Annotated in this window: 22 protein-coding genes; 12 read left to right on the top strand and 10 right to left on the bottom strand. The window is 71.2% G+C overall.

Annotation, left to right across the window (positions count from 1 at the left end; translation table 11 throughout):
• Positions 1 to 2 precede the first annotated feature (2 nt).
• A complete protein-coding gene (locus OV427_RS16810) occupies positions 3 to 1,988 on the bottom strand; it encodes an N-acetylmuramidase domain-containing protein (protein WP_267857136.1) in 1,986 nt (661 codons plus the stop codon).
• Positions 1,989 to 2,182: 194 nt separating this feature from the next.
• On the opposite strand from OV427_RS16810, the gene OV427_RS16805 reads away from it, so the two are divergent.
• The gene (locus OV427_RS16805) at positions 2,183 to 3,349 is read left to right on the top strand and encodes an ATP-grasp domain-containing protein (RefSeq protein WP_267857135.1); all 1,167 of its coding nucleotides are present in this window, start codon (positions 2,183 to 2,185) and stop codon (positions 3,347 to 3,349) included.
• A 4-nt stretch (positions 3,350 to 3,353) separates the two neighbouring features.
• On the opposite strand, the gene OV427_RS16800 is transcribed toward OV427_RS16805, so the two are convergent.
• Positions 3,354 to 3,932, bottom strand: a complete 579-nt coding sequence (locus OV427_RS16800) for a DUF2378 family protein (protein WP_267857134.1) — start codon at positions 3,930 to 3,932, stop codon at positions 3,354 to 3,356.
• A 10-nt stretch (positions 3,933 to 3,942) separates the two neighbouring features.
• Positions 3,943 to 4,716: an alpha/beta hydrolase gene (locus OV427_RS16795; protein ID WP_267857133.1), complete on the bottom strand. Its 774-nt coding sequence runs from the start codon at positions 4,714 to 4,716 to the stop codon at positions 3,943 to 3,945.
• A gap of 197 nt (positions 4,717 to 4,913) precedes the next feature.
• Between OV427_RS16795 and OV427_RS16790 the strand changes: the two genes are divergently transcribed.
• The 6 genes from OV427_RS16790 (at position 4,914) to OV427_RS16765 (ending at position 13,123) form a co-directional block, all read left to right on the top strand.
• On the top strand, positions 4,914 to 5,105 hold the full coding sequence (locus OV427_RS16790; RefSeq protein ID WP_267857132.1) for a hypothetical protein: 192 nt from the start codon (positions 4,914 to 4,916) through the stop codon (positions 5,103 to 5,105).
• Positions 5,106 to 5,207: 102 nt separating this feature from the next.
• The gene (locus tag OV427_RS16785) at positions 5,208 to 7,328 is read left to right on the top strand and encodes a hypothetical protein (RefSeq protein WP_267857131.1); all 2,121 of its coding nucleotides are present in this window, start codon (positions 5,208 to 5,210) and stop codon (positions 7,326 to 7,328) included.
• Positions 7,329 to 7,381: 53 nt separating this feature from the next.
• Positions 7,382 to 9,214: a hypothetical protein gene (locus OV427_RS16780; RefSeq protein WP_267857130.1), complete on the top strand. Its 1,833-nt coding sequence runs from the start codon at positions 7,382 to 7,384 to the stop codon at positions 9,212 to 9,214.
• An 8-nt stretch (positions 9,215 to 9,222) separates the two neighbouring features.
• Entirely contained in the window at positions 9,223 to 9,693 is a 471-nt protein-coding gene (locus OV427_RS16775; RefSeq protein WP_420718360.1) for a thermonuclease family protein, read from the top strand.
• Positions 9,694 to 9,904: 211 nt separating this feature from the next.
• The gene (locus OV427_RS16770; RefSeq protein WP_267857128.1) at positions 9,905 to 12,181 is read left to right on the top strand and encodes a PAS domain-containing protein; all 2,277 of its coding nucleotides are present in this window, start codon (positions 9,905 to 9,907) and stop codon (positions 12,179 to 12,181) included.
• A 93-nt stretch (positions 12,182 to 12,274) separates the two neighbouring features.
• Entirely contained in the window at positions 12,275 to 13,123 is an 849-nt protein-coding gene (locus tag OV427_RS16765; RefSeq protein WP_267857127.1) for a hypothetical protein, read from the top strand.
• Positions 13,124 to 13,146: 23 nt separating this feature from the next.
• Here the strand turns inward: OV427_RS16765 and OV427_RS16760 are convergent, their stop codons facing one another.
• The gene (locus tag OV427_RS16760) at positions 13,147 to 14,121 is read right to left on the bottom strand and encodes a TerC/Alx family metal homeostasis membrane protein (RefSeq protein WP_267857126.1); all 975 of its coding nucleotides are present in this window, start codon (positions 14,119 to 14,121) and stop codon (positions 13,147 to 13,149) included.
• A gap of 304 nt (positions 14,122 to 14,425) precedes the next feature.
• Between OV427_RS16760 and OV427_RS16755 the strand changes: the two genes are divergently transcribed.
• A complete protein-coding gene (locus OV427_RS16755; RefSeq protein WP_267857125.1) occupies positions 14,426 to 14,833 on the top strand; it encodes an arsenate reductase ArsC in 408 nt (135 codons plus the stop codon).
• Between the two features lie 232 nt (positions 14,834 to 15,065).
• Positions 15,066 to 16,610: a DUF4153 domain-containing protein gene (locus tag OV427_RS16750; protein WP_267857124.1), complete on the top strand. Its 1,545-nt coding sequence runs from the start codon at positions 15,066 to 15,068 to the stop codon at positions 16,608 to 16,610.
• Between the two features lie 40 nt (positions 16,611 to 16,650).
• Here OV427_RS16750 and OV427_RS16745 read toward each other — a convergent pair whose 3' ends face one another.
• The 3 genes from OV427_RS16745 to OV427_RS16735 form a co-directional block, all read right to left on the bottom strand.
• Positions 16,651 to 17,511, bottom strand: a complete 861-nt coding sequence (locus tag OV427_RS16745; protein WP_267857123.1) for a TonB family protein — start codon at positions 17,509 to 17,511, stop codon at positions 16,651 to 16,653.
• 182 nt (positions 17,512 to 17,693) lie between these two features.
• Positions 17,694 to 18,296: a DUF938 domain-containing protein gene (locus OV427_RS16740; RefSeq protein WP_267857122.1), complete on the bottom strand. Its 603-nt coding sequence runs from the start codon at positions 18,294 to 18,296 to the stop codon at positions 17,694 to 17,696.
• A gap of 80 nt (positions 18,297 to 18,376) precedes the next feature.
• Positions 18,377 to 19,816 carry a serine/threonine-protein kinase gene (locus OV427_RS16735; RefSeq protein WP_324289964.1) on the bottom strand — a complete coding sequence of 480 codons (1,440 nt, stop codon included), beginning with the start codon at positions 19,814 to 19,816 and terminating at the stop codon, positions 18,377 to 18,379.
• Between the two features lie 304 nt (positions 19,817 to 20,120).
• On the opposite strand from OV427_RS16735, the gene OV427_RS16730 reads away from it, so the two are divergent.
• The 3 genes from OV427_RS16730 (at position 20,121) to infC (ending at position 23,288) form a co-directional block, all read left to right on the top strand.
• A complete protein-coding gene (locus OV427_RS16730; RefSeq protein WP_267857120.1) occupies positions 20,121 to 20,951 on the top strand; it encodes a phytanoyl-CoA dioxygenase family protein in 831 nt (276 codons plus the stop codon).
• A 75-nt stretch (positions 20,952 to 21,026) separates the two neighbouring features.
• The gene (locus OV427_RS16725) at positions 21,027 to 21,947 is read left to right on the top strand and encodes a ribonuclease Z (RefSeq protein ID WP_267857119.1); all 921 of its coding nucleotides are present in this window, start codon (positions 21,027 to 21,029) and stop codon (positions 21,945 to 21,947) included.
• Positions 21,948 to 22,523: 576 nt separating this feature from the next.
• Positions 22,524 to 23,288: a translation initiation factor IF-3 gene (gene infC / locus OV427_RS16720; protein WP_324290061.1), complete on the top strand. Its 765-nt coding sequence runs from the start codon at positions 22,524 to 22,526 to the stop codon at positions 23,286 to 23,288.
• Positions 23,289 to 23,360: 72 nt separating this feature from the next.
• On the opposite strand, the gene OV427_RS16715 is transcribed toward infC, so the two are convergent.
• The 3 genes from OV427_RS16715 to OV427_RS16705 form a co-directional block, all read right to left on the bottom strand.
• Positions 23,361 to 23,903, bottom strand: coding sequence for a cupin domain-containing protein (locus tag OV427_RS16715; RefSeq protein WP_267857118.1), 543 nt, complete (start codon positions 23,901 to 23,903; stop codon positions 23,361 to 23,363).
• Positions 23,904 to 24,043: 140 nt separating this feature from the next.
• Positions 24,044 to 24,418, bottom strand: coding sequence for a glyoxalase (locus tag OV427_RS16710; protein WP_267857117.1), 375 nt, complete (start codon positions 24,416 to 24,418; stop codon positions 24,044 to 24,046).
• A 120-nt stretch (positions 24,419 to 24,538) separates the two neighbouring features.
• Entirely contained in the window at positions 24,539 to 25,348 is an 810-nt protein-coding gene (locus OV427_RS16705) for an imm11 family protein (RefSeq protein ID WP_267857116.1), read from the bottom strand.
• Position 25,349 lies beyond the last annotated feature (1 nt).

Genomic DNA, 25,349 nt, shown 5'->3' with positions numbered 1-25,349 from the left:
GCTCAGGGAGTCGAGGAACGGTCCGCGCCGACGGTGACGAGGCCCTCGCCCGCGCGGATGAACAGGTCCTGCGCGAGCCGCTCGCTGAAGCCGAGCAGGAAGCACACGGACATGTGGAGGTAGAGGGCCGACTCCGGCGTCGCCGGCTGGAGGGGCAGCACCCCGGACTTCATCAGCGCGAAGCCGAAGATGGCGGAGTACATGCCGACCAGCGGCTTGAAGAAGCCCTGCATCAGCATGGAGACACGGCTCGCGCCCCGCATCTTCTCGAAGTCCCCCAGCCGCATGAGGATGCTCACCACGCCACCGACGGCGCCGCACAGCCCGACCAACAGCAGCGTGCGGGCGGGGACGCCGAGGAACGTCGTGGCCTCGGTGGTGAGGAACTGGTGCACGAGCGTGGCGAGGCCGTGGCTGCACAGGAGCAACAGCCCCAGTCCGAGCACCACCTGCATGGAGGGCGAGCTGGAGCGGAGGATGGGCAGCGGGCGCAGCGGGTAGAGGCGGTCCGCGAGCGCGGAGGCGATGCGCAGGCGCGTGCTCTTCGCGAAGGAGAGGTTGGGTTTGTCTCCCAGCAGGGCCGTGAGGCACAGGTCCAGCGTCTCCACGGCGGGCGCGCCCAGCTCCGGAGCGGCCTTGCCACGCAGTACGAGGACGCGTGAGAGCTCGGCCTGGAGGTCCGGCTCCATCGGCTGCGAGAGACGCTCGCGGAGCTGCGTGGCCAGAGGCTCCTGGAGCGGTGGGGCTTCCCGCATCGCCGGTGCATCCGAGGGGATGACGGTGAGGGGTTCGAGCGTGGCCGCGGTGCCGGGGCTGCTGCGTGGCGCGAGCGTCCAGGCGGGCGCGGTGACGACGGTGTTTCGCGCGGGCTGGAGCTCCGTGCCGGCGGGAGTGGCGGCGAGCGCGGACTCTGTCGCGGGCGGGCTGACGGCGAGGGCCTGCGAGGACGCGGCGGGTGGGGCCGTGAGCGCGGGGGCGGGGACGGGCGCGCTGACGGTGACGGCGGGCGAGGATGCGACGGGCGTAGCCAGGAGCGCGGGGGCGGGGACGGGCGCGCTGACGGCGACGGCGGGAGCGCTGGTGGCGGGCGCCGCCGTGGGCACCGGCACCGGAGCGGGCTGGCTCACGGCGACGGGCGCGCTCGCCTGCTTCGCCGCAGCGTCGGTGCCCGTATCGCTCCGCGGGAGGAGGGCCTGCTGCTTCCGCAGCGCGTCCAGCGTGGCCGCGTCGAACACGGCGGTGATGGGGAGCTGCTGCTGTGCCTGGAACTTCTTGAGGGCCGCCTTCGTGTGCGAGCCTGGCGCTCCGTCGGGCGTACCGGGCTCGAAGCCGAGGAACATGAGCCGCAGCTGTCCCTCCCGCACGCCCACGTCCGGTGAGGCCTGGGTGGACAGGCGCAGGTACGCCGACGCCAGCTTCTTGTCGTACTGGTTCTTCTCGTAGGCCGGGCCGTTGTAGCCCTTCGCGAAGGTGGCCCAGTCGTGGCTCTGCAGCGCCTTCGCCAGCCCGTTCTTCTCGATGAACGCGGCGAGCGCGCCGAGCTGCTCGTCCTCGGACGCCATCATCCGGTCGACGAACTGCTCGACGGAGCCGTAGCCCAGGTCCGTGGCGTGGAAGCCCATCACCTGGCCCAGGCCCCAGGACGCGCTCATCAGCGCGGCGGACGCGTCCAGCGCGAGCGCCCGCTCGAGCCGCTCGTACTCCGCCACGCCGCCCGCGTAGCCCCCGGCCTTCGGGTTGCTGAGGTCCGGCGCCTGCGCGTCGAAGCGGCCCTTCGTCCGGCGGCTGAAGATGTGGCGCTCGAAGAGGATGACGGGCCGGCGGTCGGCGAAGTAGCCGCAGCCGCGCGTCTCCACCTGGAGCACCGTCCACAGCTCCGCGGGATGGACGGACAGCCGGCTGGCGCAGGCGTCGATTCCCTGGGTCGTGAGTGGAGTCGCGGCTCCTGTGAAGCGGTTCGTGACGGACCTCGCTGCGGGGGTGTGCACCCGAGCGTAGGCGCCCGCGCTTCGTGGGAGCCATCCCCCTTCTCGCGGGCTCGCCTGCTCCCCTGGGAGCCATTCCCAGGCACTCCATGCCGGGAGTGAAGTGTCGTACACCCTCCTGGAGGGGTGGCAAGGAAGTAGGACTCGACCCGGGGCGCCGCTATGGTCACCCTCGTCGGGACCCGCCCCGAGGAGCCATGAACTTCGTCTTCATCTCCCCCCAATTCCCGCCCCAGTACTTCCACTTCGTCACCGCCCTGCGCGAGCGCGGTGTCACGGTGCTGGGAATCGGCGATGCGCCCTTCGACTCGCTGCGCTCCGAGCTGCGCGAGTCCTTGCGCGAGTACTTCCTCGTCCCCAACCTCCATGACGAGGACGCCCTCGTCCGCGCGGCCGGCTACCTCACCTGGAAGCACGGGCGCATCCACCGCATCGACTCGCTCAACGAGTCCTGGCTGGAGGTGGAGGCCCGCCTGCGCGAGGATTTCCACGTCCCCGGCCTGCAGCCCGCGGACATCCACCGGCTGCGCTCCAAGTCCGGCATGGCCGAGGTCTTCCACGCCGCCGGCGTGCCCCACCCGGAGCTCATCCGCGTGCGCGACGCCGGCCAGGTGAAGGCCTTCGCGGAGAAGGTGGGCTACCCGCTCGTCCTCAAGCCCGACGTGGGCGTGGGCGCGGCGCACACGTTCAAGGTCGCCAGCGACAAGGAGGTGGACGCCGCCCTGTCGCACCCGCTGCCCACGTCCTACGTGGCCCAGCCCTTCGTGCGCGGCACCATCGTCACGTACGACGGCCTCGTCGACCGGCACGGCGCCATCGTCTTCAGCCTCAGCCACCAGTACAGCGATGGTGGCATGGAGACGGTGCTGGAGAAGCGCGACATCTCCTTCTGGAGCCTCCAGGAGATTCCCCCCGGCCTGGACGTGCTGGGCCGCGAGGTGGTGGCCGCGTGCGGCCTGCGCGAGCGCTGGTTCCACCTGGAGTTCTTCAAGCTGCCGGATGGGAAGTTCATCGTGCTGGAGGTGAACCTGCGCCCGCCCGGCGGCTTCATCACCGACATGATGAACTACACGTGCGACATCGACGTGTACCGGCTCTGGGCGCGCGTGGTGACGGGGGACCCGGTGGCGGACTTTCGCTACACGCCGCGCTACAACGTCTGTCACAGCGCGCGCCGCAAGAGCCGCCGCTACAAGCACAATCACAAACAGATTGTGGAGAAGCTGGGCAAATCACTGCTCCAGCACCAGGAGCACCTGCCGCCCGTCTACCACAGCCTCATGGGCGAGGAGATGTACCTCACCCGGCACGCGGACCTGGACGCCATGCACGACGCGGTGCGCTTCATCCAGGCCACCGAGTAGGGCTTCAGCGCTCCGTCCAGGTGAGCTGGTACGTGCTGCTCGGCTCCGCCGGGTCCACGTGAATGCGCGTCACCTTCGGTGATTCGGCGCCGCCCACGCGGAGCATGGACTCGAAGAGGGACTCGACGTAGCCGGGCTGGTCCAGCAGGGAGTTCATCTTCATCTCGTAGGTGGTGGGGCCGCGCTCGACGAGCTCCGCCTCCGTGTAGTTGTCCGTGGCGTGCAGCGTCTGCGGCAGCCGCTGCACCAGCCTGCGCGGGCCGAGCAGCCGCATGACGCCATACACCGCGCGGCCGATGACGGTGCGCCCGTAGCCCTGCACGTGCGCCTCGGCCAGCTTCCGGAAGGCCTCCTCGCGGGGGACGCCCGGGTACGTCTCCTCGACGATGACGGAGAGGCAGTGCGTCCACAGCGGCACGGGGTAGGCGGGCAGCAGGGGTCGGTCCAGGTCCACGCCCACCTGTCGCAGCCGCTGCTTCAGCCGGGGTGACACCTTGCCGTAGAGCCCGTGCTGGAGCAGCCCCTCCACCACCTGCACATAGACGAGCCGCTGCTCCAGCGGGACAGGCTTGCGGAGCCTCAAGTCAGGCGCCTCAGCCCAGCAGCCACTGCATGGCCTGGGGCAGGCGGCGCTGCCAGTCGCGCTCGTGGTGCTCGCCGCCGGGCTCGAGTACCAGGGACAGCTCGTGGGACGCGTAGCCCGCGCGCTGGAGGTGCTCGTAGAAGGCGCGCGTGGCCTCGCCGTAGTTGAGGGGCACGCCGTCGGTGTGGATGAACTCCTGCTCGCCGGCGTCCAGGTAGATGCGCGTCCAGCTTCGGCGGTGGGCGGACCACTCCTGGAACAGGCGGCCCTCGCTCCACATGACGGTGGGCGACAGCGCGCCGATGCGGCCGAAGACGTCCGGGTAGCGGCAGCCGAGGTACAGCGAGATGAGCCCGCCCAGCGACGAGCCCATGGCGCCCGTCCACTCGGGCTCGGGGCGCGTGCGGTAGGTGCGGTCCACCAGCGGCTTGAGGTGCTCCACCAGGAAGCGGCCGTAGGCCTCGCCGCGGGCCTTCACCTGGCCGCGCGGCTCATCCCAGGGGGAGTATTCCTGGAGCCGCCCCACGCCCGAGTCCACCGCGACGATGATCCACGGCTCCAGGCGGCCCTCGCCCACGCCCTGCTCCAGCGCGAGGTTGGCGCACCACGTCTCGAAGCGGGCCGACTCCGGGTGGGCGAAGACGTTCTGCCCGTCGTGCATGTAGAGCACGGGGAAGCGGTGGTTCGGCAGCGCGTCGTAGGCGTCGGGTGTGTAGACGCGCACGGTGCGGGCGAAGCCCTCCTGGGGGGAGGGGAAGTCTCGGACGATGTGGACGTATCCCATTGGTGCGGAGCGACAGCATACATGGATGGGGCGACACCTTCCCCTGGCCGCTCCGGCCGCTTCCCGGTGCACGGGTTGTGAGGGGATTACGGGTGTCTGGCTGGTGGCCTGGCAGGCTGGCCCCGGGTCTGCACAGGGCAGGGTTGAACGGGCGTCGGGCCCGCATGTCAGGGTGGTTGTTATTGGATGGGTCGCTGATGGAACTGGACCGGATGCACCTCGCGGCACTGCTGCTGACCACCGACTCCGACCTGCGCCAGGCCCTGGCCGCGCTGGACGGCTCGGAGGAAGCACGGCTCCGCCATGCCGCCGCCCAGGCCCGCGCGGTGGCGGCGGAGTCCGTCGCCGAGGATTTCCTGCGGGTGGACCCCCGGGCCGCGCGGGCGTGAGGCGTGTCTCTCCCGTGGACGCCGCGTCCGTGGCGCGGACGGTGTGAGGGATTGAGGCTCCTGTAGGGAACGGTGGTCCTGGATGTGCAGAGGGTGCGCGGCGTGCGTCGCGTGCTCTCACTGGGGTTGCTGGGGTGCTGGCTGTGCCTTCCGGTGCAGGCGGCGCCGTATGAGGTGGAGCCGGAGGCGGTGGGGGAGTTGGACCTGCTCACGCTGGCGGAAGAGGGGGCCATCTCCGGAGAGACGCTCGCGGCGCTGCTGGCGCTGCGGCGGGCCGGAGTGGACCCGAGGCTCGCGACGCGGGCCACGCTCTATGGACTGCCCGGACTGACGTACGCGGAGGTGGATGCGCTGCTGCGGGCTCGGATGCTGCGGGCCGGTGCGCCCCGGCAGCCCGTCTCGGGTGATGGCTCGCGTGAAGTGTCCACCGGGGGGCTCACTGAGGAGGAGGAGCGGCGGCTCGCGTCATTCCTCGTGCGGCGTGAGCCCGGACACCTTGTCGGTGATGCGCGGCTGCTGATGGCCTTCGCCACGTCTGATTCCTTGCCGCCGCCCGCCGCGTTGCAGGTTCGCGCGGGAGGACTCGCGGGACTGCGAGCGGGCGTGCTGCTCTCCCTCGCACGCCGACGTCTGGGCACACTCCGGAGGGATGAGGGCCGACGTGCCCTCATCGTGGAAGCGCCTGGCGCGGCGGTGCTGCTGCCGAAGCTCTACGCGCAGTGGACGGGGGAGCGTGCCTCCGTGCTCGCGGGCACGTACCGGCTCGGCTTCGGCCAGCGCCTCACGCTGGACACGACGTCGCTGCCCTCTCCGGAGGGTTTCCTCCCCGACGATGGCGTGCGTCCACCCGGCGCGCTGGAGCGGGAGTGCCTCGTGGGCGGCACCGGGTGTGAGCCCGAGGAGCGCCTGTCCGACGTCACGCCCGACTTCGCCTGGGATGAAGGCTTCCGGGGGCTCGCGGGCACCGTGCGCGGCCCGGTGGGGACGGGCGCGGAGCTGGCGCTCACGGGCTTCGGCTCGTACCAGCTTCGCTCACTCCAGCGGAGCGCGGTGCTGGACCGCTCGGTGTGCGTGGACCCGCGAAGCACCTGTAGGGCTCCGGACGTGCTGGTGCCGCTGTCGGGCTCCCACGTGGAGAAGCTCACCGCGCGCACCCTGCCGGGTGTCTTCCACGAGTGGGCGGGCGGAGGCAACGTGACGCTGTCCCTGTCCCCGCGTGCCCACGTCGGGGTGACGGGCTGGGCTGCCCGACCGGTGTGGTCGCTGGAGGGAGGCCGGCTCGACTTCCAGCCGGGAGCCCGCTACCCGGCGGGTGGTGGCTTCGGTGCGGTGGGGCTGGATGCGGCGTGGGGCCGTGGCGCGGTGGACCTCTTCTTCGAGGGGGCGCGCAGCTTCGATGCCGCTCCCGAGGGAGGTGGTGGCTTCGCCGCACTCCAGCGCACCGTGCTCTCCAGCGCGCGGCGCGAGCTGGAGGTGGCTTTGCGCTACTACGGACGCGACTTCGCCAATCCCTACAGTGGCGCGCCGTCCGGTCCGGATTCACTGGAGGGCCTGCGCGTTCGCAACGAAGTGGGTGCTCGCATGCGCTACCTCCAGCGAGAGGAAGGCGCGTGGCGCGTGCGAGGGCAGGTGGATGCCTGGACGCTGCCAGCCGACGGCGCGACGCCGGGAACGGCGGGCACGATGCACCTGCGTGCCTCTGCCCGGGCGGACTGGCTCGCGTGGTCGCGGTTCCAGCCATCGCTCCAGGGGGAGCTGCGCGATTCGGAGATGGGTGCCTGCTCAGGGGACTCGGGGACGGACTCCGAGCAGGACGGGGCGGGTTCCTGCTCGCGGGGCCGGTACGGCGTCACGGCGCGGGTGCGGTCCGAGCTCGCGGAGGGCGTGACGGTGGCGGTGCAGTATGGCCACGCGCGCGTGGAGGAGCCCGAGGCCGGGGGCCCCCGGTATGACGGACAGGCCGTCCTCGACGTGCGACTCGCGCCCTCGGAGTCCCTGAAGCTGGGCGGGCGCGTGGTGTGGAAGGACGAGGACCTCTCCGAGCGCAGCCGGCTCCGTCAGGAGCTGCGCGCCGCCGTGGACGCGAGCTGGGTCGCCTTCAGCGCGGTGACGGCCCGGGCCCGGTACGCGTGGGTGCTCGACCTGAAGGACGCGAGCGTGGCCCGCGTGCCGCCGGACCAGCCGCGCCACCTCTTCCACCTGGAGCTGGAGACGCGGTTCTGACGCGTCGCGGATGTGCCGTGAAACGGAGGACGTCGAACGTGAGGGTTGCCGACATGAGGGGATGGGGAAGGAGTCTCGGAGGGGTGGTGCTGCTCGGCGCATGCGCCTGTGGAGGGACACCACCGGACGAGGGCGTGGACGCCGCGTGCGCCGTGCTGTTGCCCGGGGACCTCGTCTTCACCGAGTACCTCAATGACCCCGTGGGGACGGACACCGGCCAGGAGTACGTCGAGCTGCACAACCCCACGCGCGCCGCCGTGGACCTGCATGGGCTGACGCTCTACGCGGCCCGCGTGGATGGCTCGCAGGAACGGGCCTATCTCTTCACCGGCCCCGTGCCGCTGGCCGCGGGGAGCTACCTCGTGCTGGGAGACGTGCGTGAGGGGCCGCTGCCCGCGCACGTGGACCACGCGTATGGCGAGGCGCTCGGAGCGCTGGGCAACACGGGCGGAAAGCTGGGTGTGCGGTGTGGGGAGCGGGTGGTCGATGAGGTGCAGCTCACCGCGCCCGCGAAGAGCGGCGTGGCCCGCGTCTACGACGGCCAGCTCGTGCCCGACTCGGCTGGCAATGATGACCCGGAGCGGTGGTGTGACGGGAGCGGAGCGGAGGACGCCGCGCCGGGGCGTGGAAGCCCGGGAGTGGCGAATGCCCCGTGTGACTCGGCCGAGCCGTCGAGCCCCGCAACGGAGGACGCGGGCGTCGTGGAGTCCTGTGTCCCGGTGGGAGCCACCACCGCGCGGCCCGTGGTGTGGCCACGTCCGGGAGACCTGGTCATCACGGAGTTGATGGCCAATCCCCGAGGCGACGACACGCTGGGCGAGTGGGTGGAGGTGCTGGCCTCCGCGCCCGTGGACCTGAATGGACTGACGGTGGGCTCGGACTCGGCGGGGACGAAGGTGGAGGGACGGGTGTGCAGGTCGCTCGCGGCGGGCGCGCATGCGGTGCTGGCACGCCGAGAGGACGCGGTGCTCAACGGTGGGTTGCCCCCGCCCGTGGCCACGTTCGGCGTGGACCTGCGCAACTCGGGCGGTGTGGTGATGGTGCGGGCGGGGGACGTGCTCGTGGATGCAGCTGTGTATGGGCTCGCCGAGGAGGGAGTGGCCACGCAGGTGTCCGCGCCGCTGGCGGACGCGAAGCGCAATGACTCACAGGAGGCGTGGTGCCGGGCCACGGAGGTCTACGGGACACGTGGCAACCTGGGTACGCCCGGCCGTGCGAACCGGGTGTGCAGCGGCGGCGCGGATGGAGGTGTCCCGGACGCGGGCGTACCGGACGGAGGCAGACCCGACGCGGGGGCTCCCGATGCGGGCTCCGTCGACGCGGGGACTCCCGCGAATGGGTGCATCGACCGGTCGACGGGGAAGACGCGCGCACCGAGGGCTCCAGACGGCGGTTCGCTGGTCCTCACCGAGCTCATGGCCGACCCGAGCGCGGTGGCGGACGCGACGGGCGAGTGGGTCGAAGTCCTCGCCCTGCGGGACGTGGACCTCAACGGCGTCACCCTTTCCAACGAGGGCGGGAGCAGCACGGTGCTCACCGCGACGCTGTGCCTGTCCCTCAAGGCGGGCGGCCGCGCCATCCTGGCGCGCAGCGAGGACGTGTCCGTCAACGGCGGACTGCCCGCGGTGCTCGGCACGTTCTCCTTCAACCTCGCGAACAGCGCGGGCAATCGCATGCTCCGGCTCTCCGTGGACGGGCGGCTCCTGGACGCGGTGACGTGGACGACGGCGGCGGTGCCGGGCGTGTCCTCGCAGGTGGACCCGTCGCGGAGTGACTCCACCCGGAACGACCTGGCGGGGAGCTTCTGTCCCGCGCCTACCGGGGCGCGCTATGGCCTCGGAGACCGGGGGACTCCGGGCGTGGAGAACCGTCCATGCGTGCCATGAGGAGGTGGATGCCCGCGGTGCTCGCCGCCGTGCTCCTGTCCTGTGGAGGGGAGCCGGCCTCTCCCTGCGGCCCCGTCACGGCGCGAGTCACGGAGGCCATCGACGGGGACACGCTCCTCCTGGAAGGTGGCGAGCGCGTCCGCTACCTGCTCGTCGACACTCCCGAGAGCACCGGGGGCGCGAGGGACTGCTTCGGCCCGGAGGCCCACGCCTTCAACCGCGGCCTCGTCGAGGGACGGCGGGTGACGCTGGCCTACGGTGAGGCGTGCACGGACCGCTTCGGCCGGCTCCTCGCGTACGTGTCCGTGGAAGGGCGCGAGGTGAACACGCTCCTGGTGGAGCGGGGCCATGCCTGTGTGCTGCACGTGCCACCCGCGGGGAGCGCGCGGCGCGCGGAGTTCGAGTCGCTGGAGGCAGAGGCCCGGCGCGCGAGGCGGGGCGTATGGGGCGCCTGCTCGCCGGTCCCCTGTCAGCGGTGAGCGTCTGCCCGGCACGGGGGGCGCACCCGTGGCCGCCTCCCGGGCGGGGCATCACTCGGGCCCGATGTGCGGGTGGGCAGCCCCCATGCACTGGCGGACGTATCCAATGGGGGAGCCCCATGTCCCCCGCTCATCCATTCAGGAAGCCCACCTCCTCGCGAGGGAATGTGGGCGTGTCCCCACTCGGGGTTCCCGAAGGGGAGGCGCTTGCATGACCCCCTGCGCCACACCGTCGTGCCGACTCCCGGACCTGCTGGAGGCGCGGAGGCAGGACATCCTCCGGCGCTGGGAACTGCGAGTGGGCGAGGTGCTCGGGGAGGGGTCGCCGCCACGGGTGGCCTGGGTGCGCGGACCGCCCGGCCTGGTGGATTCGCTGGTGGACCTGCTGCGCGGGGCGCACGTGGCGTTGGACCTGGAGAGGGCCCGGGCCTTTGGTGGCCGGCTCGGCCGCGAGCGCTACCAGGCGGGCGTGGACGCCGGCACGCTGGTGCGGGAGTTCGGCCTCTTGCGCGACGCCATCCTCGAGGTGCTGGAGGAGGCGGGCTGGCTGCCGGAGCTGTCCGGGCTGCGCATGCTCAACCAGGCACTCGACGTGGGGCTGGCGGACGCGGTGGCGCAGTATGGCCGCGAGCAGGAGCGGGGACTGCGGGCCACCGAGTCGACGCTGCTCGGCATCCTCGACCACGCGCCGGCCGCCATCTACGCCAAGGACACGCGGGGCCGCTATCTCTTCATCAACCACACCTTCGCGCAGAACCTCGGGAAGTCCCGAGGCGACGTGGTGGGCCACACGGACCAGGAGATGTTGCCGCCCGACCTGGCGGAGGTCTGCGAGCTCAGCGACCGGCAGGTGCTCGCCACCGGGCAGACGCTCGTCACCGACGAGCACCAGCTCCAGCCGGACGGGCCGCACATCTTCCAGTCGGTCAAGTTCCCGCTGCCGGACGCAGCGGGCGGCGTGGCGGCCATCTGCGGCATCTCCACGGACGTCACCGAGGTGCGGCGCGCCGGGCGCGAGCGCGATGAGGCCCGCGAGCACCTGAGTCGCATCATCACCCAGCTGCCCATCATCATCTGGGCCTCGGATGCGAAGGGCATCATCACCCTCTGCGAGGGCGAGGGGCTGCGGGTCGTCGGGGTGGATGGCAGCCAGCTCGTGGGCCGCAACATCTTCGAGGTGTACGCGGACCGGCCGGACCTCATCGAGGCCACCCGTCGCGCGCAGGCCGGAGAGTGCTTCGCCCTGGAGCTGGAGATGGGCGGCTCCTGGTTCCTGACGCGCGTCTCCCCCGTGCTGGGGCCCGACGGCGGGGTGGCGAGCGTGGCGGGCGTGTCGCTCGACATCACCGAGCGGCACCGCGCGCAGGAGGTGCTCCGCCAGTCGGAGATGCGCTACCGCCTGGCCACCCAGGCCACCAGCGACGTCATCTACGACTGGGAGCTCGGCACCGGCCACATCGAGTGGAGCGAGCTGGCCGCCAGGCAGTTCCGCCTGCAGCCCCACCAGTCGTTGGACATCGACGCATGGACGCGGCGCATCCACCCCGAGGACCGCGAGCGGGTGAGCCGGGAAATGCAGGCCGTCATCGACGATGGCGACAGCCACTGGGCCGACGAGTATCGCTTCCTGCGCGGGGACGGGACGTGGGCCGTCATCTCGGACCGGGGCCAGGTGATTCGCGACGTCGCGGGCCGCGCGGTGCGCATGGTGGGCGCCATGCAGGACATCACCGAGCGGCGTGCCGCGGAGCTGGAGGCGAAGCGCCGGGCGGAGTTCGAGCAGTTGCTCATCGGCATCGTCAGCCACGATTTGCGCAACCCCATCTCCGCCATCACCATGGCCACCACCACGCTGCTGCGGAAGGAGAACCTGGACGAGTGGCAGCGCAAGGTCATCGGCCGCATCCTCTCCAGCGCCGAGCGCGCCACGCGCATGCTGCGCGACGTGCTGGACTTCACCCAGGCGCGCCTGGGCGGCGGCATCCCCATGCAGCCCCGCTCGCTCGATTTGCACGAGCTGACCCGGCAGGTGGTGGACGAGGTGCAGCTCGCCAACCCGGAGCGACGGCTGGTCATCGAGTGCAGCGGCGACGGTCGCGGCCTGTGGGACCCGGACCGGCTGGCGCAGGTCATCACCAACCTGGTGAACAACGCCATCCACCACAGCATGGAGCAGGGGCCCGTGCGGGTGCGCACGCACGGCACGCACAGGGCGGTGGCGCTGGCGGTCCACAACCTGGGGCCGCCCATTCCCTCCGAGCTGCGCACGCGCCTGTTCGAACCGATGAAGCGCGCCGAGCGCAAGGAAGCGCGCGACAGCCGGGGCCTGGGGCTGGGCCTGTTCATCGTGAAGCACATCGTGGACGCGCACGGCGGGGGACTCCGCGTCCGCTCCAACCCGCACGAGGGCACCACCTTCCTGGTGCGCCTGCCTCGCCTGCTCGGGCGGGAAGTCGCGGCGCCGGACGTTCCCCACGCGAGCGCCTAGCTGGCGCGCTCCGGGGAGCGGAGGGCCCTTGCACCCCGAGGGCCTGCCCGGCTAGCACGGGGGCGACACGGTGCATTTCTCGTGGAGGGGTTCATGAAGAAGGTCCTCATCGGCGTGGGCGTTGGGTGCGGTCTCATCATCCTGGTGGGCGTGGGCCTGCTGGTGGCTGGTGGCCTGTGGGCGAAGAACACGTTCGGCGGCACCTTCGAGGCCGGACAGAAGATTGCCGCCCAGGAAGAGGAGCTGGCGAAGCTCAACCAGAGCTTCGGCTTCCAGGCGCCCGCGGAGGGTGAGGTGCTCGCGCTGGACGCGAAGCGGCTGGAGACCTACTTCGCCGTGCGCGAGGGGGCGCTGCCGGCGTTCAAGGCGATGGAGCAGAAGGCCGACGCCTTCGAGAAGGAGCACGGCGGGGCGGACAACAAGAAGAACCCCAACTTCGGCGCCGCCATGGATGCCGCCAACATCATGATGGCCATGACGGTGGACGTGCGCGCCGCGTACCTCGAGGGCCTGAAGAAGCACAACATGTCGCCCGCCGAGTTCCAGACCATCACCTCCACCGTCTACACCTCGCTGATGGCGGACGGCATGGAGCAGGCCCAGGGGGCGCTGAAGCAGAGCCGCGAGGCGATGGAGAAGCAGCTGGCCGCGCTGGACGAGAAGCTGGAGGGCGACTCGCTCTCCGAGGAGGAGCGCACCCAGACGGAGGAGGCGCAGACGCACCTGCGCGCCGCCATCGAGGCCATGGAGAAGGGTGAGGCGAACCCGGGCCTGGGCAACCTGTCCGCCGAGGGCCGGAAGGTGGCGGCCGCCAACGTGGCACTGCTGAAGACGTACGACCAGCAGGTGCAGGCGATGGCCAGCTCCGCCTTCGACACCTTCCTGCTGGGCGGCTCCGGCACGGACGCGCAGCCGGGCGCGAGCGCGCAGGACGAGGACTGACAGTCGTCACGGGCGCGCCGGGCTCAGGCCTCCGCCTCGGTGGGGTGCCTGGGCTCGCGATGCTCCCGCTCCTGCTTCGGGCCTGGCGCCTCCCGTCGCCGGGCGCGCAGGCTGGCCCACACCGCCGCGCCGATGAGCACGACGATGATGCCCACGGACACCAGTGGCGAGACGTGGAGCCACGGCTCCAGCACCATCTTCAGTCCCGCGAAGGCCAGCACGCCGGCCAGCCCGTAGTGGAGGTAGCGCAGCTGCCCCACGGCGCCGGACAGCAGCAGGTACAGCGCCCGCAGGCCGAGGATGGCGAAGGCGTTGGAGCTGTAGAGGATGAAGGTGTCCTGCGTCACCGCGAAGGCGGCGGGCACCGAGTCCACGGCGAAGAGGATGTCCGTCAGCTCCAGGCCCATCAGCGCCAGCAGCAGCGGCGTGGCCACGCGCCGGCCGTCCGCGAGCCGGACGAAGAACTTCTTCTCATGCACCTCCTGCGTCACCGGCAGCCGGTGCGCGAGCCAGCTCACCGCCTTGTTCTCCTGCTGCTGGGCCGGGTCCTCGCGGAACACGCGCCAGGCGGTGACGAGGAGGATGCCGCCGAAGACGTAGGCCACCCAGCTCCAGCGCTCCAGCGCCGCCGCGCCCAGGAAGATGAAGAGGGCGCGGAAGACGAGTGCGCCGAAGATGCCCAGGAAGAGCACGTTGTGCTGGGCCCGCGGGGGGATGCCCAGGCTGCGGAAGATGACGAGGAAGACGAAGACGTTGTCGAGGCTGAGGCTCTTCTCGATGAAGTACGCCGCCAGGTACTCCTGCGCCGCGCGCGCGCCGAAGACGCGCCAGACGAGCACGTTGAAGAGCAGCCCCGCGGAAATCCACACGCCGCTCCAGATGATGGCGGCCCGGTGGGACTCGCCATGGCGCCCGCGGTGGGCAATCAGGTCCACGACGATGAGCACGAGCACCACCGCCCAGAAGACCGCCCATATCCATGTGGGAATGTGGTGCATGGCTCCGTCCAACCTATGCATCTCCCCGGGCGGCCAGCCTCCGGCGCTCCGACTCGCAGGTGGGGAACGGTAGGGGCATCGTCACCCCGCCCCCGGGGCAGGCGGGCGTCGGCGGGCATCCATGACGGACTGCGTAAAGGCAGACACGGGCGGGCAGGCAGGGGCTCGCCGGCTCTCTTCGCGAGCATCCGACCGCCAGATGTGACAGCCTCACGCGGCACGCCGCCCGTGGGGGGCGGCATCAACCAGACATTGCGTGCGGGGAGGGGCGCGCAGATGTGCAGGAAGTGGAGGGGGTAGTGAGATGAACAAGGTCATCTTCGCCTGTGTGCACAACGCCGGTCGCTCGCAGATGGCGGCGGCGTTCTTCAATGTGATGGCGGACCCGGACAAGGCGCGGGCCGTGTCCGCGGGAACGCAGCCCGCGGAGCATCTGCACCCGGCGGTGCTGGAGACGATGCGTGAGATCGGCATCGACCTGGCAGATGCGAAACCCCGCTTGCTGACGGATGCGCTGGCGCAGGACGCGCACTGGCTCATCACCCTGGGCTGCGGTGAGGCCTGCCCCAACGTGCCGGGGCTGAAGCGCGAGGACTGGCCCTTGGAGGACCCGAAGGGCCGCTCGGTGCAGCAGGTGGAGCGCATCCGCGACGAGGTGGCCGCGCGCGTGGCGGACCTCCTGGAGCGCGAAGGCTGGATGCGCGCCGGCTAGCGCGCGCCGCCGTACCGGCGTGGCGGGCGCGCCGGCCACGGGAGGAGACGGACCGCCCGGCGTCCGGGCGCGACCGCTCACCCCGGGCGCGTCCCTTCGCGCCGGGGACATGCGCATCCTGGAGTCGTCTCCAGTCCGAGGTGCGCCGTCAATGAGCACGTTCGTTCCGCCTGATTCCACGCCCCTCGGGGCACCCCCTTCCGCTCCGTCGAGAGCGCCGTCGTTCCGGCCCATGCCCCCCAGGAGCGCCCCGCCCGACGACAGCGAGGCCATTGCGTCGTACCGACAGGCGGCTCCCTCCACGCCGCTGCTGCCGAACGTCCGTGCGCCGCGCGCCACGCTGGCGGCGGCCCTGGGCCTGGGTGTCCTCGCGGAGGTGCTGCTGGACCGGCCCCTGTGGGGCGTGTCCTTCCCGCTGGTGGTGACGGCCCTGCTGGGGACGCTCGTGCTGCTCGGCGGGCGCGAGAGCTGGCAGCGGGCGCGGCCCAACGCGTGGCTCGCGGCACCGCTGCTCGTCATCTCCGGCTTCGTCGCGGTGCGCGCCAGTTCGTGGTTGCTGGCGCTAAATCTACTGACCTCGGCCGCGCTGCTGCTCCTGCTCACGCACTTCTGGGCGGCGGGCCGGGTGCAGCGGCTGGGACTGCTGGGCTACCCGCTGGTGGCGCTGTCCGCCACCTTCCGCGGCCTGCTGTACCCGCCCGCGCTCGTCCGGGACTCGGTGGACCTGCGGGCCGCGCGCGAGCATGCGCCGCGCCTGCTGCCCTTCGCGCGCGGGGTGCTCATCGCCCTGCCGGTGCTGCTCGTCTTCTGCGTCCTCCTGCAGTCCGCCGACGCGGCCTTCGCCGGGGCCATGAACCGGCTCTTCGACGTCGACGTGTGGACGCTGTTCGGCAGCGCCATCGGCCGGGCGCTCGGGGTGGGGTTCTCCGCGTGCGTGGCGGCGGCGGCGCTGGGCCACGCGCTGCGCCGTCGCAGGGGCCAGGAGCGGGGCGAGGCGGAGGCTGCTCCGGCCGTGCCGAGGCTGGGGCTCACCGAGGCGCTCACGCTCATCCTCGGCGTGGACGCGCTCTTCCTCGTCTTCGCGGGCTTCCAGGTGGCGTACCTGTTCATCGGCGGCGCCTCGTCGCCGGCCGAGGGCTACACCTATGCGGAGTACGCGCGCCGCGGCTTCTTCGAGCTGCTGCTCGTGTCGATGATGACGCTGGGGCTCGTCATGGCGCTGGCGCGGTGGACGCGCCGCGAGTCTCCGCTGGCGCAGGGGGCCTTCCGCGTGGGGGCCACGCTGATGGTGGCGCTCACGGTGGTCATCGTCGCCTCGGCGGTGAAGCGCATGACGCTCTACGAGGACGCCTTCGGCTACACGCGCCTGCGCCTCTTCACGCACGTGTTCATGTTCGCGCTGGGCGCGGTGCTGACGTGGCGCGCGGTGACGCTGTGGTGGCGGCCCGAGCGCTTCGCCATCGGCGCCTTCGTCACGGCGCTGGGCGCGGTGGTGGCGGTGAATGCCGTCAACCCGGATGCGCTCATCGTCCGCCTCAACATCGCCCGCGCCACCGACTCGAGCGGCCCCGACGTGAGCTACCTCTCCGGCCTCTCCTCGGACGCGGTGCCCGAATTGGTGCGTGACACGGCCCCGGCGCAGGGGTGGCGGACCGGGCTGCTGCTCCAGTACAAGGAGCGACTGCCCGCCGAGGGCTCGTGGCCCGAGTGGAACCTCGCGCACGCGCGGGCACGGCACGCACTCCAGGGCGCGGGGGCGCTCGGGCACCAGCAGTGACATGGGACTTCCCCGTGGAGCTCCAGCGCGGCCAGCCCCTTCAGCGCAGGTGGTAGTTGAAGGGCAGCTCCACGGTGACGCGCCCGCCGAGCTCCGGCGGTGGCGGCGGGAAGGGCGCGGCGTCGCGCACGGCCTTCATCGCGGCGTCGCAGAGGACGTAGTGCGGGCAGTAGCCGAGCACGCCCAGGTCGAGAATCTGGCCCCGCGCACCCACGGAGATGCGCACCACGAGCCGGCCCTGGATGCCGGCCATGGCGGCCTGGTGCGGGTAGCGCACGTTCTCGAAGCGGTCTCGAAACATCGTCTCGAAGTACTGCTCGCGCCACGTGGCGAGCTGCTGCTCGGTGGGGCGCGGCGGCGGTGACAGGACGAGTCCCGGGTTGCTGGCGCCCAGCACGCCGCGCACGAGGCCGCCCACCACGCCCCCCGCGATTCCGCCGGGCATGCCCGCGGGGGCCGCTGCCGCGACGTCGGTGCCGCCTTTGTCGGCGGTGTCCGGAGTGGGCGGCGGTGCTTCCTCGGCGGGAGGCGTCGGTGACGCGACAGGCGCGGGCCCGGGCGTCGGGAGGGTGGGCTTCGGGAAGGGGCGGGGCCGGCGCGCCACCGTCTTCCGGGCGACGTTGGACGGGGCGGAGGTCGCCGTGGATGCGGGCGGTGGAGGCGGCGCCGGGACGAGCCGGAGCACCAGGTCCCCGGAGTCGACCGTGGCGTGTGCCCTGGCCCCGGGGTCTCCATGCCAGGCGGTGGTGAGGCCCACGAGGACCAGGGCGTGGAAGCCGAGGGCGAGCGGCAGGAGCCAGAGAGCGCGCTGGCGGTCCCGGGCCTGACGCGCGCGGGAGTGGACGACGGAGGCGAACAGGGCGCCCTCGTGGCCGCCGGCCTTCGCGCCTGAATCCGGCATCGGATGCCTCCCCCTCTCCACCTCGTTGCCATGACGGCCCGGCCGCCACCTCCTGGTGTTAGTGGCGGCAGGTGGCCCCGTAAAGGGGGGGAGACCTCAGTCCATGTGCGCCGGTCCGCATTCTTTCCCGGCGGATGTCAGCGGGGCTTCATTGCCGGGGCCGGTGTACCCTGGAGGGCCGTTCAGGGGCTCGGGCGCTTGCGGAAGACGAGCGTGAGGTTGTTGCTGGGCATGTCCACCACGCGCTCGCGCTCCAGGCCGTGGCGAGCGGCCTCGGCGGTGACGGCGCCGAGCTGGCGCACGCCCCACGCCGCGTTCCTCTCGCGCAGGGAGGCGTCGAAGGCGAGGTTGCCAGGCGCCGTCTCGCGGCCCTCGACGAAGTAGGGGCCGTACATGACGAGGCACCCGCCCGGAGTGAGCACCCGGCCCGCGCCGCGCATCAACCCCTGGCACGAGGCCCAGGGAGAGATGTGAATCATGTTCACATTCAGGATGACGTCCGCCGAGGTCACCGGCCACGTATCGCTGCTCGCGTCGAGCACGAGCGGCGGCGCCAGATTGGGCAGGGGCTCCTCGGCGCGCCACGCGGCGATGCTCTCCAGTGACTCGGGCTCCATGTCGGTGGGCTGCCAGCGGAGGCCGGGGAAGGCACGGGCGAAGAAGACGGCGTGCTGGCCGGTACCGCTGGCGATTTCCAGCACCGTGCCGGAGGCGGGCATCACCTCGCGAAGGACGGCGAGCAGGGGCTCCCGGTTGCGTTCCGTGGCCTGGGCATGACGCTTCATGCCCGTGGGTCTCTCACAGTCTCCCTGGCTCGCGCGAGGGCGGAGGTGTGGCTCCGTGGGAAGGAGGACGCCCGCTCGGCTCAGGGGTTCGGCTGTGTGGCGGGGGCGGAGGTGTGTGGTCGCTGGACGGGGAAGGAGGGCAGGTAGCAGGCCCCTTTGTAGTCGTAGGCGTCTTCGTCGCAGGGAGACTTCACGCGAGCCAGCTCGTACCAGCAGCCGCCGCGCAGCTCGACCTCGCCCTTGCGGTTGCAGGGGGGCTTGCGCTGGCCGGGAAAGGGGCGGTCCGGCATGGGGAGGCTCAGGCCGGGTGGCAGGCTGAAGGAAGGCACCGGCGCGAGGATGCTCACCGGTGAGGTCACGGCGGCGTCGCCCACGGCCACCGTGCCGCCGTCGCGGGCCTCCTGGGGCGAAGAAGCCTGGGCCATGGGGGAAGCCTCATGGGTGGGGCGCAGGAACCAGCCGGTCGCCGCGGACAGCAGGGACACGACGACCGTGGCGACCGCGAGCCCGGGCCACCGGCCCTCGTCGTGTGGTGAAGGCGCGGGGGCGAGCTCGATGACCGGCGTGTCGCTTCGAGACGGCACGTGCCCGGCGTCCTGTGCGTGAGCGGCGCCTTCCCCGGTGCGAACCCATGCGGGCTCGTGCCCGGCACGCTTCACGTCAGGCCGCGCGACTGGCACCGAGAGCGGCAGGTCCGCCTGGGAGCCTGCCGTGCGCATCGCCTCTTCCAGTGAACGGGCGACCGCGGCCGCGCTGCCACCTCCGAGGCGCTCCTCCGGAGGGTCCGCGAGCATGTGAAGGATGAGCGCGTCCAATTCCTCGCACACGGCGGGGTTGCGCAGGCGCGGAGGAGTCAGTGGCTCCACATCGCCTTCATGTGTGTCGGTGCCTCGCGGCGGTGGCGGATAGGTTCCAGTGACGAGCCGGTACGCGGTGACGCCGAGGGCGAACACGTCATCCGCGGGTTGGGCGGCGTAGTGGGCGGTGGGGTGGCTGCGGTAGCCCCACTGGAAGCGCACGGCCTCCGGGCTTCGGTACGGCGGCGTTCCGGGCGGCAGTGGGGGGGCCGTCAGCGTGGGTGCTCCGCGGAAGTGTCCCGCGCCGAAGTCGGTGAGGATGGCCTGCCCGTCGCTCACGCGCACCAGCACGTTGTCGCCCTTCACGTCTCGATGGACGGCTTCCACCGAGTGCGTGGCGTCCAGGGCGCGGGCCACCTGCGCGAGCAGCCGCAGCACCTGCCGCGACGTGGGGTGTTGCTCCTCACCCCAGTCATAGAGGGGCTGGCCCTCCACCCACTCCATGACGAGGAAGGGGAACGGGCCCGCGGGGTGGGGCCACAGGCCGTGTGCATGAAGACGGGGCACGCCGGAGTGGTGGATGCGCGAGAGCAATTCCGCCTCGCGGTCGAAGCGCGGGTCCATCGGGTGCGTGGCCAGCTTGAGGGCGAAGGGCCCGGAGCCGTCCGCGGACTCGACGCGGTAGACGGTGCCGTAGTTGCCCCGGCCCCGTCGCTCCAGCACGCGCCAGGAACCGACCTCCGTACCCGGTGGGAGGGAGGCTGGCGCCAGGTCCTGCATTGCCCGTCGTGTCGCCATGAGAGTCCCTGCCGGAATGGGGCGGTCCGCTCCGCCCGGGTAGGGACACTACCTCATGGGTAAACTGTTTGATAACCTCTCCATGGAGTAAGATTTCAGCTCGGACCGGGGCATTCGACCCTGTCCCCATCCGTGTGCCCTGTTCTCGCCCACAGGGCCGTGCCCCTGCCTCCCGTGAGATAGTCCCGAGCGCGCCGGAGGAGCCCCTCCCGGCGCTCGGGAGGCTGTGATGACGGACCGGGCCGGACAGTTCGAGCAGCAGGGCTACCTCGTGCTCCCGGGGTTCGTCCCCGCGGCGGACTGTGACGCGCTGAAGGCCCGCGCGGAGGAGCTCGTCGCCGGCTTCCAGCCGGAGACCGTCTCCGTCTTCACCACCCGCGAGCAGACCCGGACGTCCGACGAGTACTTCCTCTCCTCGGGAGACCACATCCGCTTCTTCTTCGAGGAAGGCGCCTTCCGTCCGGACGGCTCGCTGCGACAGGACAAGGCCCTGTCCATCAACAAGATAGGCCACGCGCTCCACGACCTGGACCCGCGCTTCGACCGGTTCTCCCGCACGCCCGCGCTGGCGTCACTGACCTCGGAGCTGGGACTGTGGAAGCCATTGCTCCTGCAATCCATGTACATCTTCAAGCAGCCCCATATCGGCGGCGAGGTGGGCTCCCACCAGGACTCCACGTTCCTCTACACGGAGCCGCTCACCTGCCTGGGCTTCTGGTTCGCCCTGGAGGACGCGACGCTGGAGAACGGCTGCCTGTGGGCGCTGCCCGGAGGCCACCGCCTGGGCCTGAAGAAGCGCTTCGTCCGCGCCGAGGGCGGAGGCACCGCCTTCCGCGTGCTCGACCCCACACCCGTGCCCGAGGAGGGCATGGTGCCGCTGGAGGTGGAGAAGGGCACGCTCGTGGTGCTCCACGGACTGCTGCCCCACCGCAGTGGCCCCAACACGTCGCCCAAGAGCCGCCACGCCTACTCGCTGCACCTCGTCGACGGCACCGCCACGTATCCCGAGGACAACTGGCTGCACCGCTCGCCGGCGATGCCTCCGCGCGGCTTCTCCTGAGCGTCCCCTCCCGCTGTCAGGCCCGTGCGCGAGGCCCCGTCGGGGTGCCATTCTTCGCACGGGGGAGCACCTGTCATGTCCAGCCGCGAGCTCATCGTCCTCGGTTCCGCCAGCCAGGTGCCCACGCGCCACCGGAACCACAACGCGTACTTCCTCCGCTGGGACGAGGAGGGAATCCTGTTCGACCCCGGAGAGGGCACCCAGCGGCAGATGACGCTCGCGGGCCTGTCCGCCACCCAGGTCACCCGCATCTGCGTCACCCACTTCCACGGGGACCATGCGCTCGGGCTGCCCGGCATCATCCAGCGCCTGTCGCTGGACCGCGCGAAGCACCCCGTGGAGGTCTACTACCCGGCGTCGGGCCAGGCCTTCTTCGAGCGGCTCCGCCACGCCACCATCTTCATGGACGCGGCGACCATCATCCCCCGCCCCATTTCCGAGGACGGCGTCCTCGCGGAGACCAAGGGCTTCAAGCTGTCCGCCGCGAAGCTGGAGCATGCCGTGGACACCTATGGCTTCCGGCTCGAGGAGCACGCGCGCGTGCAGCTCCACCCGGGACGGCTCGCGGAGGCCGGCGTCTCCGGCCCGCTGACGGGCGAATTGCTCCGGCGCGGCTCGGTGGAGGTGGGCGGTCGCACGGTGCGCGTGGAGGAGGTCGGCGAGTCGCGCGCGGGCCAGGCCTTCGCCTTCGTCATGGACACCCGTCCCTGCGCCGGCGCCACGCGCCTGGCCCGGGGCGTGGACCTGCTGGTCTGCGAGTCGACCTACCTGGACACCGAGCGGAAGGAGGCGCACGACCACTTCCACATGACGGCGCTCCAGGCCGCGGAGCTGGCCCGGGAGGCCCGAGCCCGCCGCCTCGTCCTCACGCACTTCTCGCAGCGCTACGAAGACACCGCGCCCTTCGTCGACGAGGCGAAGCCCCTGGTGGCGGACGTGGTCGCCGCGAGGGACCTCGACCGCGTCGAAGTCCCCAAGCGCTCGCGCCCGACGTGAGCCGGCCCGCCTCCCCGCCCGTCCCACGGCGGGTGGGCGGGCCCTCTGCTTCCCGGCAGGCCATTGCGCCTGCAAGGGCCTCCGACCCGAAAGCTCAACTTCCAGGAATTCAGGAAAATTTGGGACGGGTAGGTGCCTGGGCTACAGGCCGCATGTCCTGAACCATGACCTTGGGTATGAGGGAACGCTGGACCCGCGACAAACCGCGCGGGATTTCCTGGGGGGTCCTGGAACAGCGCGCTTCAGGGGCCCATGATGGCGGGCCTCGAAATGGGCCCTGTCCACTCCAGCACCGTGCCGTCCGTCGCCGCTCCGGCGCTGTCACCCGTCGTGGGGTTCCACGGCAGGGGGGCGGGTGCTGCGTTATCTCTGGCGTTACCGTCCCGGGTCGGGGAGAGTCCGGCGCGGCGACCCCCTCCTTCCGGGCGAGCGGGCACCTGGAGGCGCTCTTGTATTAGGAGAGCGACCTGCCGGGCGCTGGACGCGGGAAGGGTGGGCTGCCTCACATCCCTGTCCGGCAGCTTGTTGTACCGGAGTGACCTGTCACACCTTTAGAGGCGACAGGGCTGAAACCGAATTTCAAAGGAGCTTCACATCATTCGCGAACAGAGAAGCAGCCGCGGCGGGAGCCGCGATCAGAGAACCAACCGCCGTATCCGCGCTCGCGAGGTCCGCGTCGTGGGGTCCGACGGCGGGCAGCTCGGGGTCATGCCGCTCGAAGCGGCTCTCGACCTTGCTCGTACCGAGGGGCTCGACCTCGTCGAAATCAGCCCCATGGCAAGTCCACCGGTCTGCAAGATCATGGACTACGGCAAGTTCAAGTACGAGGAGAAGAAGAAGGCCGCCGAGGCGAAGCGCGCCCAGGTGACGGTCCTGCTCAAGGAAGTGAAGCTCCGCCCGAAGACGGAGGAACACGACTACGAGTTCAAGGTCCGCAACATGCGGCGGTTCATCGAGGACGGGAACAAGGCGAAGGTCGTCATCCAGTTCCGCGGGCGTGAAATCACGCACAAGGAGCAGGGCACCGCCATCCTCGACGACGTGGCGAAGGACCTGAAGGAAGTGGCCATCGTGGAGCAGCCGCCCCGGATGGAAGGGCGTCTGATGTTCATGATTCTGGCCCCCACGCCGAAGGTCGCCCAGAAGGCCCGCGAGCTGGTCCGCCAGGCCGCCGTGGCCGCGAAGCGCGAGAAGCCCGCTGGTGAGAAGGCCGCTGGCGAGAAGCCCGCTGGTGAGAAGCCCGCTGGCAAGCCGGCCGTCGCGGCGGCTCCCGCCGGTGAGACGCAGGGCGAGCAGCCGCAGGAAGCGAAGCCCGCGGACACGCAGCCCGCCACTCCGTAACGGACAGTCGCTGGCACGCGGTGGAGCGGTCCACCGCGTGTGGCGAATTCGCGCAATGGGCCGCCGCGCTCTTCAGACCGCCCGAACGGGCGTCGGGCGTGGCGGAGTGGGAAGGCGGTGACCTCGCAGGCGCCCCACCGCCGCGAGCACCCCGAGCGCCGCGCTCACCAGGAACCGGGGCCGCAGTGCGAGCCGGAGGGTGTCGCGGTAGGCCGTGAGCAGCACGGCGAGGGCGAGCGGACCGGGAGTGCCCTTGCTTCCCGTGCGGCCCTGGCGCTGGAGGGAGTCCAACGCGGCGAACCACTCGCGGGTGCGCCCGGCGGGCCGCGTGCTCCAGGTGGCGTGCGTGGGCGTGTCGCCGGGATTCCACAACTGGTGCACCGCGCCCTGGGGAACGTCGAGCACGTCCCCGGCGTGCAGCGTGTGCTCCTTCCCATCCACCACGGCACGCAGGGCGCCGACGATGACCTCGAACCGCTCGTACTGCGACGGGTGGAAGTGGGGCGGCGGCGGCGGGCCCTGCGGGCTGTATTCGACCTCCACCACGAGCGCGTCGGGGGAGTGCTCTCGGACCGTCACGAATTCGGAGCGGGTGAGGCAGTAGGTGGTGGGCATGGCTGGGCTCCTGTCACCGTGAAGATTCGGGCCGGGCAGGCGAAGCGCAGGCAGCGGGCCGGAGCAGCACCGTACCGGCCGTCCCGGGAGGCAGGGGGCGCGGAGGAGAACGGCTGACCGCACCCGTGTGACGGGAAGGTTCAGCTTCCGTGAGGCCCCACGGCCTGGAACTCCAGCCGGTTGCCGAACGGGTCCGCGCTGTGGAACCGCCGCACCTCCGGCACCGAGTCGTCCCATGACACCGGGTGCCCCGACGCGCGCAGCGCTTCCGCGAGCGCATCCAGCGTCGACACGCGGAAGGCCGGGTGGGCCTTCTTCGCGGGCAGGAAGGGGTCCTCGACGCCCAGGTGCAGCCCGCGCCCGTCCGCGAGCTCGAACCAGAGGCCCCCGCGTTTCGCCAGTTCGGGTGGCTTGGGCACTTCACCCAGCCCGAGCAGTCCCCCGTAGAAGGCCCGCCCCTGGGGCTCCTGCCCCCGGGGCATGGCGAGCTGAACGTGATCCAATCCCTGAATCATGGCCGTCCGTCCCTCCGTGTGAGCGCTGTCGGGGAGTCTGTACCGGCTCCCGGCGTGGTTGAAGGGCCATGGGTCGGCGCTCCCAGCGTGACTGCGTGGACATGCCTGCGCCCTCGCGGCTCAGCGCTTGCCGCGCGGACGCCGCGTCGCGGGTGAGGCCTGCTTCCGGGAGCGCCCCTTTGGCCGGGATGGGGCTTTGGGCTTGGAGGCAGCTCGCTTCGATTTCGAAGTGGCTTTGCTCTTCCTGGCAGCGCCCTTCTTCTTCACGGGCTTCTTCTTCGAACGAGCCGCTCTCCCTGCCTGGAGCACTTCCTGGAAGTCGGCGGCCCAATTCTCCAGGTCGAGTGGAAAGGGCTTCTCGTCGGTGGGGTGCACGGAGACGAACTGCCACTGCTCCTTGTCCAGCTCCTGCTTCACCTTCTCATGGACGATGATGGTGGAGGCGGACTCCAGCATGCGGAACATCAGCGCGCCGCGGGCCGCCTTCGGGTCGATGACCAGCTTTTGGAAGCCGACGATGTCGCGACCGATGTTGTCCGGGTCATGGGCGATGGACTTCTTCATGTCCGCCGCCTTGATGGTGCCGACAATCTGCACGGCCTGAAAACCAGGCAGCCTCAACCCGCGCTGGGCGTCGTTGAGGACAGCCGGGAAGGTCTGCAGGTTGGTGACTCCCGCGCGCTGGATGGCGGCGACGAGCCGGTCGCTCATGACCAGGATGCCGCGGATGAAGATGTCGGCCATCCGGGTGCCGAACCGGTCATCCAGCTCTATCTCGATGGGATTGGGCAGAGGGGTGGAAATGGACTGACCCGAGAGCCAGCGCACCTCGAGGTCGGGCTTCCGGACGTCATAGACGCCTTCGAGCACCGGAGTGGGCTGCAGTTGGTAGTACACGGGAGAGGAGGTCAGGGGTTTCTTGGGAGCCATT

Source organism: Pyxidicoccus sp. MSG2, from assembly GCF_026626705.1.
Taxonomy (GTDB): domain Bacteria; phylum Myxococcota; class Myxococcia; order Myxococcales; family Myxococcaceae; genus Myxococcus.
Note: the sequence above shows the minus strand (reverse complement) of the source record. Positions and strands in the feature narration are given on the sequence as shown.